Origin of the sequence: Paenibacillus sp. GCM10027630 (assembly GCF_042676305.1) — a bacterium.
Lineage (GTDB): Bacteria > Bacillota > Bacilli > Paenibacillales > NBRC-103111 > Paenibacillus_S.
On record NZ_JBHTGY010000060.1, the window covers coordinates 144468 to 160813 of the forward strand.

Annotated in this window: 4 protein-coding genes; all 4 read left to right on the forward strand. The window is 48.6% G+C overall.

Features of this window, described 5'->3' with window-relative positions; all coding sequences use genetic code 11:
- The first annotated feature begins 14 nt into the window (after positions 1 to 14).
- The 4 genes from ACFQ0C_RS30785 (at position 15) to ACFQ0C_RS30800 (ending at position 15984) form a co-directional block, all read left to right on the forward strand.
- Positions 15 to 1844 (forward strand): sensor histidine kinase, encoded by a 1830-nt coding sequence (locus ACFQ0C_RS30785; RefSeq protein WP_379372528.1) that lies wholly within the window; start codon positions 15 to 17, stop codon positions 1842 to 1844.
- Positions 1819 to 2967 (forward strand): response regulator, encoded by a 1149-nt coding sequence (locus ACFQ0C_RS30790; protein ID WP_379372530.1) that lies wholly within the window; start codon positions 1819 to 1821, stop codon positions 2965 to 2967. The genes ACFQ0C_RS30785 and ACFQ0C_RS30790 overlap by 26 nt, the downstream gene beginning before the upstream one ends.
- A gap of 183 nt (positions 2968 to 3150) precedes the next feature.
- Positions 3151 to 13380, forward strand: coding sequence for a GLUG motif-containing protein (locus tag ACFQ0C_RS30795; RefSeq protein WP_379372532.1), 10230 nt, complete (start codon positions 3151 to 3153; stop codon positions 13378 to 13380).
- A gap of 285 nt (positions 13381 to 13665) precedes the next feature.
- Positions 13666 to 15984 (forward strand): helix-turn-helix domain-containing protein, encoded by a 2319-nt coding sequence (locus tag ACFQ0C_RS30800; RefSeq protein WP_379372534.1) that lies wholly within the window; start codon positions 13666 to 13668, stop codon positions 15982 to 15984.
- The last annotated feature ends 362 nt before the right edge of the window (positions 15985 to 16346 follow it).

The window sequence follows — 16346 nt, forward strand, 5'->3', positions numbered from 1 at the left end:
AGGGAGACGAAGCCGTGGACATAAGACACTGGATGTCTATAATGCTTTTTCTCGCAACGGCGCTGATGGTGTTTGTCTCTTTCTTGTCTTACCGGAAACGACATCTGCCTGTTGCCAAAACGATGATTCTGATCATGCTGGCAGCAGCTTTCTATGCGCTCGGCTATGCGTTTGAGGTGTTGAGCCGGGACCTGAACGAAGTGAAGCTGTCGCTACAAATTCAATATTTAGGCATTCCTTTCGTTACTACTCTTTGGTTCTTTCAGGTTATTCAATTTACCGGGACGGCATCTCGCTATCGCAAGCGTCTCGCGCTAGTGCTGTTTGTTATACCCGCAGCTGTGTTTTTCCTCCATTTGACCAACGATTGGCATCATCTGATCTATGAGCGCTACATTCTGAATGAGGGAGCTTCGGTTCCCTTGTATACAACGCTCAAGGGACCTTGGTATAAGGTGCATACCATCTATAATTATTCCGTACTACTGTGCGGGATATTGCTGTTTATCCCTATGTATTGGCGGGCTTTGCCGATCGTGCGCAAGCAAATCATGGTCCTTCTTTTGGGTGCGGTAGCGCCTATGTTTTTCAATCTCTTCCTTTGGACCAGCATTAGCGTTGATTTAACACCGTTCGGGTTCGCCTTATCGGGTGTTGCCTATGTGTGGGGAATTTTACGGTTTAATTTGCTTCGCTTAACGCCGCTTGCGATGGCCAAAGTGTTCGAAACCATTCGGGATGGGGTCGTCCTGCTCGATTATGAGGACCAAATTGTTAGTTACAACAATGCAGCTGAAGAGGTGCTTCCCGAACTCGCTTTGACGACACAATACCCCGTTAAAATGGAGAAGGTTTTGTCGGGAAGTCCGGAACTGCTTGAGCGTATTCGCCATGCAAATGACGGGGACGAACGCTTCCCTTTCCATAGATTCCATGCTAACCGAAATAAGCATTACAACTGCAGTTTGTCGCTAATCTACGATTCGGGCAATATCCTGATCGGTAAGATTCTGATGTTCAACGATATTACGGAGTTGAAGGAGAGCGAGGCACGGCTGCGCGAGAACGCCCGACAGCTGTCCGAGCTGAACGCGTTCAAGGACAAGCTGTTCACCGTTGTGGCGCATGATATCCGCGATCCGATCGCAATCCTCGTTAGCTTAACCGAGCTGCTGGGTGATGAACTGACCGCCGCGGACTTTGAGCATGCCGAATTGGTGCGGGAGCTCAAAGGACAAGTGCAAAGTACGTTCCATCTCGTCGAAAATTTATTGGATTGGTATCGCAGCCAGAAGGGGAAGGTCGTGTTTCGTCCCTTAAGCTGGAATTTGCAGCAGGTTGTCCGGCAGGCGCTGTTGCTTTCCGGCACGAAAGCCGGCATGAAGCAAATACAGATGACGGATCGAATCGACGAGTTGCTTACGGTCAGCGCCGATAAAGAAATGCTGGATCTTATTCTTCGAAATTTGCTTTCCAACGCGATCAAATTCACTGGAATCGGCGGGGCGATTGAGGTCGGGGCCGTTCTGGATGGCGATATGATCGTCGTGTCCGTACGCGACAATGGAGCGGGAATCGATGATCAGACATCGGAATTGCTGCGACGGGAGGAGCCGTTCCTAAAGGTAATGGTTACCAGTGACGATTCAGGGGATACGAGATTCGGACTGGCGTTAACCCGCGAATTCGTTCGCATCCATGGCGGCAATCTTTGGTTCGAGAGTGAACCAGGAATTGGAACAACCTTCTCCTTCACCTTGCCCGGCTCGGCTGGTGCAGGGGACGAATTGGACAACGGTGGAATGAAGGAGGTTCGGTATGAAAGTTATTTTGATAGACGATGAGCCGGCGATGCATTTGATTCTGAGCAAAATGTTGCTCAAACTGCCAGGAGTTCATGTGGCGGGTGCCTTTAGCGATACGATGTCGGCTTCCTCCTTTCTAAGGGAGAACACAGATATCGGAATGGCTTTCATAGACCTCTCCATGCCAGGTGAGAGTGGAATAGAGTTCGCCGCTAAATTGGAAGCTTCAAATTCTCCTATGCAAGTCGTCTTCGTCACATCGCATAAGGAATTTGCTTTGGAAGCTTACGAATTGTCCGTAATCGATTATCTGGTCAAACCCGTTTCACAGGAGCGCCTGCAGCGGACGGTAAATCGCGCGCTGGCGAACCATAGAGTCATCAATTCCCCGTCGTTGTCGGCTCCGGTATCAGCAGATTCCGGCAAGATTGTCCTAACGATGCTTGGCGACGTAGCAATAAGCAACGAAGTGGGTCGTGTCAAGTGGATTTCTAGGAAATGCGCAGAGCTGTTCGCTTATTTGCTGCTTTACCGCGGCAAACGAATTCCCCGTTCCAGGCTTGTAACGGATATTTTCGGCGGAATGCACAAAGCCAATGCGGAGAACTATTTGAATACAACGGTCTATCAACTGCGTAAGTCATTGGAGCCTCTTGGCATGCGCGAGGTTGTGCGTTCGGAGAACGATGGCTACGCACTCGAATTAAAGGAGCCAGTTATTGATTACTTGGAATTCGAAAAACAAACAGAGATGCTGCAATCCATTGATGCCGGAAATGTGGAGAGAGCGCTACAAATCGAACGGTTGTATACGGGAGATTTGTTTGGGGACAAGGCGTATGTCTGGGCCATTCACGAAACGGAGCGCTATGCGGAAATGTACGCTTTGTTCGTAAAGCGGCTTGCCGTTGTGCTAATTTCACTTCGGAACACGGCAACAGCATTAAAGCTGCTGCTCAAGCTGAACGAGCGCAATCCGCTGGACGAATCGGTTATTCGCCATCTTATGACGATACACGAGATGACCGGGGACAAAAAGGGATTGACTGCTCTGTACACCAATTATGTTCGGCTTCTCAGCCGGGAGCTTGGTATTCGCCCTTCTGAGGAACTGATACATCTATATGACTTGCTGCTAAGGCGATTTTCCGACAAAAAATAAAATAGCTCAATCCGCTTTAAAAAAACTGCGAAGGCTTGATGCTGCGCGGTTTTTTTCTGTTTTTGGCCGAGTTTTTCATTATTCTTTTATTGGGCTGCTGTAAGCTTACATTATGAAAATTAAAAATAAAGTCGCCTGTTGAATTGTTGGGAATCAAGTGATGGACCGAAAGGAGAAAGCGGAATGCGTAAATCAGGTAATAAAATAATGATAGTGATATTTACGATGATGATAATGTTCAGCACTATACCCGGAGGGATTTTCGGAATTGGCAAGGCATTTGCAGCAGATTTTTCAGGAAACGGCTCTTCTAGCAGCCCTTATCTTATTGGGACTGCCGATCAACTTAATAAGGTCAGAGGTAGTTATTTAGCTGCGAACCTATATTTTAAGCTGACAAGTAACATTGATTTGAGCAGTTATGCTGGAGCAGGCTGGGTTCCGATAGGAGATGTAAATACTTCTTTTAGTGGCCATATGGATGGCAGCGGATATAAAATAACCGGGTTAACGATACGTAATGGTGATTATACAGGGTTATTTGGTAGTATCGGGAATGGAAGTTCAATTGCAAATGTGAAGCTGGAAAATGTATCTAATCATAGTGGAGATAACGTAGGCAGCTTGGTTGGTTTGAATGATGGAGGGAAAATAGAGAATAGCTCCGCGACAGGGAGTGTGAGTGGAGGATATGGTGCAGGTGGCTTGGTTGGTAGCGGCCATGGAGAAATCAAGGACAGCTACGCATCGGTGGATGTGAACGGAATTGAAAATATAGGCGGCTTGGTTGGTGAATCCTATAGTGGAACTATCATCAGCAACAGCCACGCCACAGGAAGTGTGAGTGGAAATAAAAGTGTAGGAGGCTTAGTCGGTTACAATACTGATGGGCCGATCAGTAACAGCTACGCCACAGGGAATGTGAGTTTGATTACAAGTTCAGACAGAAATGCAGGCGGCTTGGTTGGTTACAATAAAAATGGAGCGATCAGCAGTAGCCACGCTCTGGGAAAGGTGAGCGGAGGCCAATATGTAGGCGGCTTGGCTGGTGGGAACATAAACGGGGCGATCAGCGACAGCTACGCCTCAGGAGATGTGATCGGAAGTTTTAGTGTGGGCGGCTTGGTTGCCAATGAGTATTATGGAACAATCAGCAACAGCTACGCTACAGGGAATGTGAGCTTGAGTCAAAATCCTGCTTCAACCAATCCCAGTCCATATGCAGGTGGTTTGGTTGCTTCCAACAACAATGGAGAGATCAGCAACAGCCACGCCACAGGGAATGTGAGCGGGTCTAATGAAAGTTATGGTGTAGGAGGGTTGGTTGGGAAAAACGACAACTCTCAAGGTGGAAAGATCAGAAATAGCTACGCCATAGGAAATGTGAACGGCGGCGATTCAAGTTTTCAGGTGGGCGGCTTGGTTGGCGACAGCGTTAATGGAAAGATCAGCAACAGCTACGCGACCGGGAATGTGAACTTGAGCGGAGGTGATTTAAGTTCTCATGTAGGCGGTTTGGTTGGCAGCAATATTTTCGGAACAGTCAGCCTCAGTTATGCCACAGGGGAAGTGGGCGGAGGATATGGTGTAGGAGGCTTGGTTGGTTACAACGATAACTTCGACAGTGGATCGATCAGCGACAGTTACGCCTTAGGGAATGTGATAGGAAGTGCTGATAGTGAAATGGTGGGAGGCTTGGTTGGTTGGAACCGTTATGGATATGTTAGCAACAGCTATGCTTCAGGACAAGTAGGGGGAAATGCTAAAGTGGGCGGTTTGGCCGGCCAAAACGGCGGCGGAATGATCAACAACAGCTATGCCACTGGACGCGTGAGCGGAAGTATGGATGTAGGAGGCCTGGTTGGTGAAAGACTTGATAGTTATCTTGGCGGCGGAGGAGAGGCCATCAACAGCTTCTACGACACAGTAACAACAGGACAATCGGTTTCAGCCGGAGGCGTAGGCAAATCTACTGCACAGATGCAGAATAAAAGCACTTATGAAGCAGATATTGCTCATATTTGGGATTTTTCGAATATATGGGCGATCGATTCATTACATAATGGCAAATATCCCTATTTATCGGCCATTCAGGCTTACTTGGACTATGACGGGAATGGAAACATCAGCGGGACCGTTCCGACTAGTCATTCTTACATGCCAGGAGCAAAAGCGAGTATTTATGCGGGTACGATCAATTTAGTAAAGACAGGCTTTATCCTCAATGGATGGAATACGAAGGCGGATGGCAGCGGTATTTCCTATAAATCGGGGGGTTCTTTTACAATAGCGGCTACTACGACCTTGTATGCGAGGTGGATTGTACCGAACTCGATTGCAACGCTGACTTCCACGATAGGAAACGTAAGTACAGGTGGAACGGCGAGCGAAAGCATAACGGACATCCCTTATGGCACGACATTAGCCGTATTCAAGGCAGCGATAATGCCAGCAACGAATGCATCATTTGAGGTTTACGATGAAGACGGGATAACCTTAGCTACTCGATTGGCGACAGGCAAGAAGGTTATCGTAACGGCGACGGATGGAACAACGAAGACTACGTATACAGTGAGCGTTACAGCGAACGATGCGAAAGATATCCTGACATTCGGATTGGCTGAGCAAACCGGTTCTGCCGTTATTGATGCGATTGCACATACGGTAGAGATTGAAGTGATGAGCGGTACAAGCGTAAATAACTTAGTGGCAACATTTGCGTTATCTGCAGAAGCGACGGCGAAGGTCGGCACTGTAGATCAAGTGAGCGGCACAACTGCAAACAATTTCACGAACCCAGTCACCTATGTTGTCAAAGCGGAGAATGGCACTACGCAAAGCTGGAAGGTTACCGTAACCATAGCGATTAACAGTGAAAAAGAAATTACGGCATTTAGTTTCATTCAGCAGGCTGGTCCTGCCGTGATTGATGCAACAGCTCACACGGTTGTGATTCAAGTGGTCAACGGTACCAGCCTGACCAATTTGAAGGCTGTGTTCACTTTATCTGTAGGGGCCTCCGCGAAGGTAGGCTCCACAGATCAAGTGAGCAATATGACTACAAATAACTTTACGAACCCGGTTGTCTATATGGTGAAAGCGGAGGACGGTAGTACGCAGAATTGGACAGTGACCGTAACCGCTGCAATGAGTAGTGCGAAAGCCATTACGGCATTTAGCTTCCCTCAGCAAACAGGGCCTGCCGTCATTGATGCTACCGCTCACACAGTCGCGATTGAAGTGGCGTACGGAACTAACGTGACTAGTTTGAAGGCGGCATTCACTTTATCTGCTGGAGCCTTTGCGAAGGTTGGCTCCAAGGGGCAGACAAGCAACTCGACCATTAACAATTTCACGAACCCAGTCACCTATTTGGTGAGAGCAGCGGATGACAGTACGCAGAACTGGATCGTTACTGTAAATGTTGCGGCGGCGAGCAGTTTGAAAGAACTGACAGCGTTCAGCTTGGCTGAGCAAACCAGAGCGGCAACGATCGATGCGACTGCCCACACAGTGGCGATAGAAGTAGCGCACGGAACCAGTTTGAACGGCTTGGTGGCCACGTTCAGTTTATCCGCAGGAGCTTCGGCAAAGGTTGGTACCGTGAACCAAGTAAGTGGAGCAACCGCTAATGATTTCACGACACCTGTAGCCTACGTGATCACAGCAGAAGATGGAAGCACGCAGAATTGGACGGTCACCGTGACTGTTGCGGCGAGCAGTGCGAAAGAGCTAACCGCGTTTAGCTTCGAAGGCTTGCAGCCAGCGGTAGTGGGTACGATCAGTGGCACGGATGTAGCATTAATTGTGCCTTATGGAACACCGGTTACGTCGCTAGTTGCGACATTTACGAATTCGGGCGGATCGACGGTGAAGGTAGGCTCGGTTGCACAAGTGAGCGGAGTGACAGCGAATGACTTTGCTTTGCCGGCGACCTATACTGTCACCGCGCAGAATGGAACGACGAAGAGCTACACTGTAACTGTAACAGTAGCTGCGAGCAGTGAGAAAGAGCTGACAGCGTTCAGCTTGACTGAGCAAACCGGAGCGGGAACGATCGATGCGACTGCGCACACAGTAGCGATAGAAGTGGCGAACGGCACCAGCTTGAACGGCTTGGTGGCAACGTTCAGTTTATCTGCGGGAGCTTCGGCGAAGGTTGGCACCGTGAATCAAGTGAGCGGAGCAACCGCTAATGATTTCACGACACCTGTAGGCTACGCGATTACAGCAGCAGATGGGAGCACGCAGAATTGGACGGTCACCGTGACTGCTGCGGCGAGCGGTGCGAAAGAACTGACCGCGTTTAGCTTCGAAGGCTTGCAGTCAGCGGTAGTGGGTACGATCAGTGGCACGGATGTAGCTTTAGCTGTGCCTTATGGAACAGCGGTAACGTCGCTAATTGCGACATTCACGAGTTCGGGCGGATCGACGGTGAAGGTGGGCTCGGTTGCACAAGTGAGCGGCACGACAGCGAATGACTTCACTTCACCAGTGACCTACACCATCACCGCACAGAATGGAACAACGAAGAATTATACTGTAACTGTAACAGTAGCTGCCAGCAGCGAGAAAGAGCTGACAGTGTTCAGCTTGGCTGAGCAAACTAGAGCGGGAACGATCGATGTGATTGCGCACACAGTAGCGATAGAAGTGGCGCACGGTACCAGCTTGAACGGCTTAGTGGCAACGTTTAGTTTATCAGCGGGAGCCTCGGCGAAGGTTGGCACCGTGAACCAAGTAAGCGGAGTAATCGCTAACGATTTCACGACTCCTTTAGCTTATGTGATTACAGCAGCAGACGGCAGCACACAGAATTGGACGGTTACCGTGACTGTTGCGGCGAGCGGTGCGAAAGAGCTAACCGCGTTTAGCTTCGAAGGCTTACAGCCAGCGGTAGTGGGTACGATCAATGGCACGGATGTAGCATTAACCGTACCTTATGGAACACCGGTAACGTCGCTAGTTGCGACATTTACGAGTTCAGGCGGATCGACGGTGAAGGTAGGCTCAGTTGCACAAGTGAGCGGAGTGACGGCGAATGACTTCACTACACCAGTGACCTACACCATCACCGCGCAGAATGGAACGACGAAGAATTACACTGTAACTGTAACAGTAGCCGCCAGCAGCGAGAAAGAGCTGACAGTGTTCAGCTTGACTGAGCAAACCGGAGCGGCAACGATCGATGCGACTGCGCACACAGTAGCGATAGAAGTGGCGCACGGCACCAGCTTGAACGGCTTGGTGGCAACGTTCAGTTTGTCTGCGGGAGCCTCGGCGAAGGTTGGCACCGTGAATCAAGTGAGCGGCACGACCGCTAATGATTTCACGACTCCTTTAGCTTATGTGATTACAGCAGCAGATGGCAGCACGCAGAACTGGACGGTCACCGTGACTGTTGCGGCGAGCAGTGCGAAAGAGCTGACAGCGTTTAGCTTCGAAGGCTTACAGCCAGCGGTAGTGGGTACGATCAGTGGAACGGATGTAGCATTAACCGTACCTTATGGAACACCGGTAACGTCGCTAGTTGCGACATTTATGAGTTCGGGAGGATCGACGGTGAAGGTAGGCTCAGTTGCACAAGTGAGCGGCACGACAGCGAATGACTTTACTTCACCAGTGACCTACACCATCACCGCGCAGAATGGAACGACGAAGAACTACACCGTCACCGTAACAGTAGCTGCGAGCAGTGCGAAAGAACTGACAGCGTTCAGCTTGGCTGAGCAAACCGGAGCGGGAACGATCGATGCGACTGCGCACACGGTGGCGATAGAAGTGGCGCACGGCACCAGCTTGAACGGCTTGGTGGCAACGTTCAGTTTATCTGCGGGAGCCTCGGCGAAGGTTGGTACCGTGAATCAAGTGAGCGGCACGACGGCTAACTATTTCACGACACCTGTAGGCTACGTGATTACAGCAGCAGATGGGAGCACACAGAACTGGACGGTCACCGTGACTGTTGCGGCGAGTAGTGCGAAAGAGCTAACCGCGTTTAGCTTCGAAGGCTTACAGCCAGCGGTAGTGGGTACGATCAGTGGCACGGATGTAGCTTTAACCGTGCCTTATGGAACACCGGTAACGTCGCTAATTGCGACATTTACGAGTTCGGGCGGTTCGGCGGTGAAGGTGGGCTCGGTTGCACAAGTGAGCGGCACGACAGCGAATGACTTCACTTCACCAGTGACCTACACCGTCACTGCGCAGAACGGAACAACGAAGAGCTACACTATAACGGTGGCAGTGGCTGCGAGCAGTGCGAAAGAGCTGACAGCGTTCAGCTTGGCTGAGCAAACCGGAGCGGCAACGATCGATGCGACTGCGCACACAGTGGTGATAGAAGTAGCACACGGCACCAACTTGAATAGCTTGGTGGCAACGTTCAGTTTATCTGCGGGAGCCTCGGCGAAGGTAGGCACTGTGAATCAAGTGAGCGGCACGACCGCTAACGATTTCACGACTCCTTTAGCTTATGCTATTACAGCAGCAGATGGGAGCACGCAGAACTGGACGGTCACCGTGATTGTTGCGGCGAGCGGTGCGAAAGAACTGACAGCGTTCAGCTTAGAAGGCTTACAGCCAGCGGTAGTGGGTACGATCAGTGGCACGGATGTAGCTTTAGCTGTGCCTTATGGAACAGCGGTAACGTCGCTAATTGCGACATTCACGAGTTCGGGTGGATCGACGGTGAAGGTAGGCTCAGTTGCACAAGTGAGCGGCACGACAGCGAATGACTTCACTACACCAGTGACCTACACCATCACCGCACAGAATGGAACAACAAAGAATTACACTGTAACCGTAACAGTAGCTGCAAGCAGTGCGAAAGAACTGACAGCGTTCAGCTTGGCTGAGCAAACCGGAGCGGCAACGATAGATGCGACTGCGCACACAGTGGTGATAGAAGTAGTGCACGGAACCAGCTTGAACAGCTTGGTTGCAGCGTTCAGTTTATCTGCGGGAGCCTCGGCGAAGGTAGGCACAGTAAATCAAGTGAGCGGCACGACCACTAACGATTTCACGACTCCTTTAACTTATGTGATTACAGCAGCAGATGGCAGCACGCACAACTGGACGGTCACCGTGACTGTTGCGGCGAGCAGCGCCAAAGAACTGACAGCGTTCAGCTTCGAAAGTTTACAACCCGCAGTAGTGGGAACAATCAACGGAACGGATATAACATTAACCGTACCCAGCGCAACGTCCATAACGTCGCTAGTTGCAACATTCACGAGTTCCGTAGGATCGAACGTGAAGGTAGGTACCACCACGCAAACGAGCGGCACGACCGCTAACGACTTTACTACACCAGTGACCTACACAGTCACCGCGCAAAATGGAACAACGAAAAACTACACCGTAACAGTTACAGTAGCTGCAAGCAGCGCCAAAGAGCTGACAGCGTTCAGCTTCGAAGGCTTGCAGCCAGCGGTAGTGGGTACAATTAGTGGAACGGATATAACATTAACCGTACCCAACGCAACGACCGTAACGTCGCTAGTTGCAACATTCTCGAGTTCCGTAGGATCGAACGTGAAGGTAGGCACTACCGCGCAAGTAAGCGGCACGACCGCTAACGACTTCACTACACCAGTGACCTACACCGTCACCGCGCAAAATGGAACGACGAAGAGCTACACAGTCACCGTAACTGTAGCTGCAAGCAGCGCCAAAGAACTGACATCGTTCAGCTTCGAAGGTTTACAACCCGCAGTAGTGGGAACAATCAACGGAATGGATATAACACTAACCGTACCCAACGCAACGACCGTAACGTCACTAGTTGCAACGTTTACGAGTTCAGCGGGATCGACAGTGAAGGTAGGCACCACCGCGCAAACGAGCGGGACGACGGCGAACAACTTCACTGCCCCGGTGACCTACACCGTCACCGCACAGAACGGAACAACGAAGAATTACACTGTAACAGTTACAGTAGCTGCAAGCAGCGCCAAAGAACTGACAGCGTTCAGCTTCGAAGGCTTGCAGCCGGCGGTAGTGGGTACAATCAATGGCACGAATATAACATTAACCGTACCCAACGCAGCGACCGTAACATCACTAGTTGCAACCTTCACAAGTTCCTTAGGATCGACGGTGAAGGTCGGCGCCACTACGCAAGTGAGCGGGACGACGACGAACGACTTCACTTTACCAGTGATCTACACCGTCACCGCGCAAGATGGAACGATTGCATCCTATATAGTGGTTGTAACAAGGTCTGCTGTTTCAGGGGGCGGAGCAAACCTAAGCGCGCTGACACTGTCGAGCGGGGGACTAACATTAGTTGCCGATTCTGTAACGGGAACTACGTATCATTTTAATGTGACTAGTCAAATACCGAGTATTAGCGTTACGGCAAGCGTGTATGATAGCAGCTCCAGCATTGTAGGGAGCTTGTACAACAGTGGTAATGTGCTTGTGTGGGGTCCACTTAACTTAATCAGCGGTAAGTCAACTCAATCGATCCCGCTCGATGTGGGCAGCAACCGAATGGAATTGGTGGTAACTGATCACAACGGCTCAAGTAAAACTTATCTCGTGTACGTGAATAAAACATCTGCAGCATACAGTAATGCTCAGTTGCAGTCCTTACAAGTAAGCGACGCTGTGTTTGAGTTTAACAGGGCTATCTTTGACTACACCATGTCTGTGGGAAATAGTGTGGATGTTCTGACTTTGAAGGCTTTTCCTGAAGAAGCTCGTGCCAGTGTGAAAATAAACTCTGAAATTGCAACGTCCAAAGAAATTCGATTAAATGCTGGCAGAAATCTTGTCACTATTGAAGTGACAGCACAAGATGGCACAACGAAATTAACATATAGAGTAACTATCAAAAGAGCTGTGGCAATAACGGCTGTGTCTGACGCATCCATTCAGGTAACTAGTGAGCCCGTAACTATTACCGCACCATTGGGTATAACGAATGCAAAAATTGCAGTTACGCCAATTATTGCAGGATCGAACAAAGAGGCCATTCTCCCATTAATCGAAGTGCAAGTGGAAACCTCCCAAGGCAAAGTGTTGGTGGTGATTCCGGAAGGCACGAAAGTTATTGCTCCTGCGGCTTGGGATGGCACCATCAGGCTGCCAGAAGTGCAGAGCAGCAACAGTGTATCGGTCAGCGCTAGCAATGTGAGCGGGGTCATTGAAGTGGGCTCATCGGATGTTACGTTAACTTTTGACAAAGCTATACGCTTGCTGTTCCCGAAACAGGGAGGCAAATTGGTTGGCTACGTAAGAAGTGGTGAGCTGATTCCGATCACGGGCTCAGTATCGGCAGATATACAGACGACCGCAGATCACGAAATTGTCCCAGGCGGGGATGCTAAAATCACGGTTGGCGAAGATATTGTGGTGTGGACAAAGCACTTCACGAAATATGTCTTCTACTCGCCAATTACCCCAACGATTAGCAGCGGCAGAGGAGGTGGTGGCGGCGGCGGCCCTGTCAACTTCGGAACCATTTTTGCAGCTTATGGGGGGACTCTGATCTTGAACGGAGCCCAAATCGATGTGCCTCTCGGAGCCATAGAAAGCGATATTCAGGTTAATGTAGATAAAATAGGCGATACATCTATTCTGCCTATTGTCGATTCCATGAGCTTGGTGAGTGAGATATACGAGATTAAGAAGGATAAAGCTGGTGATTTCAGTAAGGAAGTTATTATTACATTACCCTTCGACAAAACTAAGATTGACTTTACTAAATCAACTGTAAGCTTGTATTGGTTGAACGAAAAGGAACATAGATGGATACAGTTAGATGATCAGAAAGTAGATCTGACTAACGGAACTGTCTCGGGAACTGTTCGTCATTTTACGAAATTTGCTGTTCTAGTGTCGGATAAAAAGGAGATCACCGGTCCTCCAGCGGCAGTAGCGGGTTTTAGCGATACCAAAGGGCATTGGGCTGAAATGAACATTCGCGATTTGGTTCAACTGGGCGTGATTAATGGCTATTCAGACGATACTTTTAAACCGGATAACCGTATAACAAGGGCTGAGTTCGTTACTGTCATTGTAAAAGCCTTTCATCTCCAAGCACAAACAGGCAAAGCTTTTGCTGATACCGAAGCTCATTGGGCCCGAAGTGCAATTGAGACTGCTTCCACGCTGGGCGTTGTTACCGGGTATAGCGGGAGCGCCTTCGGTCCTGACGACTTGATTACCCGTGAGCAAATGGCGGTGATTGTAATTCGTGCGGCACAGATCGATTCAACGGATATGAAAATCAGCTTCACGGATAACGCTGAAATATCCGACTGGGCTCGCAATGCATTAACAGCCGCAGCTGCTAAAAACTTAATTAACGGCTACGAGGACGGCACAGTGAAGCCGAAAGCTAACACCACACGTGCTGAAGCCGTGACTGTCATTTTAAGAGCGCTTCAGCTGCAAAAAAAGTAATCATTGTACTTATCCAAGAAATCTGAGTTTACTAAGAAGCAAGCTGCCGCACGAATAGGTGCGATGGCTTGCTTTTTGTACGCTTGACAGCGCAATCGCCTTAGGGATGAATAAGTCCTCGTATTCTTTTGGGTGAAAGTGAAAGGGTGTTAAGCGTCAGTTTTTTAAGATGTAAAAAGACTTTCATCAGAAGCTTTTCTCATCACAATCTCCATATCAAAAAAGGTGTACCTTGTCAAAAATAGTTCCTAGCAAACCGTAATTCATTGAGTTATTATTCAGGTTATGAGGATAATTAAAAGAAGAATTCCGCAGAAAGTGCTAACCGTATATGTAGCCGTGTTTGTTAGTATTGTCATCCTTACCGCAAGCTTGTCTTATTGGAGTGTAGCAGTTCATGTTAAGGAGGATTTGGATGCGACCCGAATTGACCTGCTGAAGCAGCTTGGGCAGAAGGTTGATTTGGTGCTTCGCGGTATAGATAAAACAACGTTGAACTTGGTGCAAGAGATGGAAGTCGTACGGTTTATGGAGGGCAATCTCCCTGAGGATCAGCAAAAGTATGAGGTGTTTAACAATTTATCCAACACGCTCCGGACGATACTGGATGCCAACAACATCCTAAGCTCGATCTATCTTTATTCATCTGGCAACAACCTTATCGCCTCCAGCAGTACACTAGAGAAACGCAGTCAATTTTTCGATTCTGAATGGGTCGATATGTTTCATAAGATCAACGATATATCCGTCTGGATCGGCCCGCGCAAAGTAACCTATAACGCCAATACAAGCTACAGCATTAATAAAAATGTCATCACACTGATGCGCTCCTATCCTTTAACTGCTACAGGCTTAAGAAAAAAAGGATCCGTTGCGGCAAATATTAATGAAGAAAAGCTCAATGAGCTTATTAGTGATACGAACTCCAGGCTCGGGCAAGTTTTTGTAATGGACGGAATGGGCAATGTTATCTCACATCAGAATAAGGAACGGCTTTATCAGAACACCGGAAAAATATGGTTCGGGGATGACTTCGATCAATTACAGCAGAGCGGTCAGCAGAAAATACAGATCGACGGCATGAACGGTCAGGTCTACTACTATACCTCGCCTTATACCGGGTGGATATTTATGAATTTTATGCCTGATGAAAAGCAGGATGAGCAGCTGGGGGTTATTCGTAATATTTTGCTCACAGTAGCTTTGGGAATGGTAGTATTTGCAGTTATTGCGGCCTTGATGCTAAGCAACCGGTTTTACCGGCCTATGCAGCAAGCCTTACGGAGCATCAGTACGCAATTGAAGGGGGAAGCCGATTCCAGCCCGGCGGAAATGTACGGTAATCTGGATTATTTGGAGAAAAAGTTCAGTCAGGTGATCACCGATAACCGCACGATGAATCAGCAGCTCCGAGATAGTAAACCGGTCATGAAGTGGAGTTTGCTCATGGACCTTCTATTAGGGAACAGGACAAGTTTTGCGGCGGAAAAACCGCTTTTTGACTTTTTGGGCATTCGTTTATATTCAAGCAATTACATTGTGATGGTCGCTGAGTTCGATAAGCCGGAAGAGTTGGGCAGCGAAAGGGACGCACAGTTATATACGTTCGGGCTATGTAATATGGCGGAGGAATATATGAATGCTACCGGGAAAGGGGCTTCTATTCAGCTTGAACTGGGGAAGGCCGCCTTCATTATGAGCTTTGAGGACGAGAATGCCTCAGGCAATATCGTAACGGCACTGTCTATTGGCGAGTTGATACATAGCTCAGTTGAACAGTACTTCAACAAATCGGTTTCAATAGGCTTGAGCAGACATACCGAGAACATGAGAGGGCTTAAGCTAGCCTATCTGGAATCGTTGGAAGCTTTAAAGTATAAGCTGGTGCTTGGAATGAATATGGTCCTGTCAATCGAGGATTTAAAAATTCCATCAAGCGAGAGTACGATTAAAATTTTCGCTACGCGCGAGGGTGTGGCAGATGCTTTGCGTGAGGGAAACGTGAAGAAGACGGAGCAGCTTTTCGACGAGCTTATAAATAAGGCTGTGCAGGAAAACTTTCCTCCCGAAACGATGAAACAGCTTTGCGTCCAGGTATTGGTCGAGTCTTTGAGTGAGGCATTGGAGCTTAACGTGGATGTGTCGGAAATAACCAGGAAACACGGGGATTTGTACCAGACAATCAATAATTCCCAGGAGTTGGCTGAAATACGCGCTTATAGCAAAAATATTTTGATCGAGCTCATCCGGTTAATTCAGGAAAAACGAAGCAGCCGCAGTAAAAACGAGGCATTTCCCAAAATACTCGACTATATTCACGATAATTACCAACGCGCTGATTTGTCACTCAATCTGATTGCCGAAAAGTTTGATTTTAGCGTCTCCTACTTAAGCCGGTTGTTTAAGGAGCAGATGGAATGTAATTTCCTTGAATATTTGATTGGTATTCGGGTTAGAGCGGCGCAGGAGATGCTGATTAGCACAGGAATGAAAATAAATGAGATCGCTGAGGAAGTCGGCTACAGTAACAGCTACAGCTTTAACCGGATCTTCAAGAAGTACACAGGCATGACACCTGGCGAATATAAAGAGCGTAACAGTTGAGCTTCGGACATAGGACATTGCAAATCCCTTTACTTCGGTAGGGGGATTTTTTTCTGATAATATTAGAAAGTATAAGTTCGAACCGGAGGTTCACCTTTCTAATATTGCAAGAAAAGCCACAGCTAAGACACGAATGTATCTTCCTCGAAAGGGCTTCGATCAGAAGCCCTTTCGAGGAAGATATAAGAAAGTTTAAGTGCCTTTAAGATTGAAATGTATCTTCAATGAAAGAATTTCGATCTTGAATGCACCCCATGATCAAGGGGATTTTTATATGAATAGCGGCGATTAGCCCTGGAAGATTTTGTGCGGAACGGAGAGTTCCGTTATTCCGTCTACCGCCTCCAATTTGGGGTGATAGC

Excerpts from the sequence above, each read along its gene's own strand:
- ACFQ0C_RS30800 (WP_379372534.1), top strand. The coding sequence starts at position 13,666 with ATGAGGATAATTAAAAGAAGAATTCCGCAGAAAGTGCTAACCGTATAT.
- ACFQ0C_RS30795 (WP_379372532.1), top strand. The coding sequence starts at position 3,151 with ATGCGTAAATCAGGTAATAAAATAATGATAGTGATATTTACGATGATG.
- ACFQ0C_RS30790 (WP_379372530.1), top strand. The coding sequence starts at position 1,819 with ATGAAAGTTATTTTGATAGACGATGAGCCGGCGATGCATTTGATTCTG.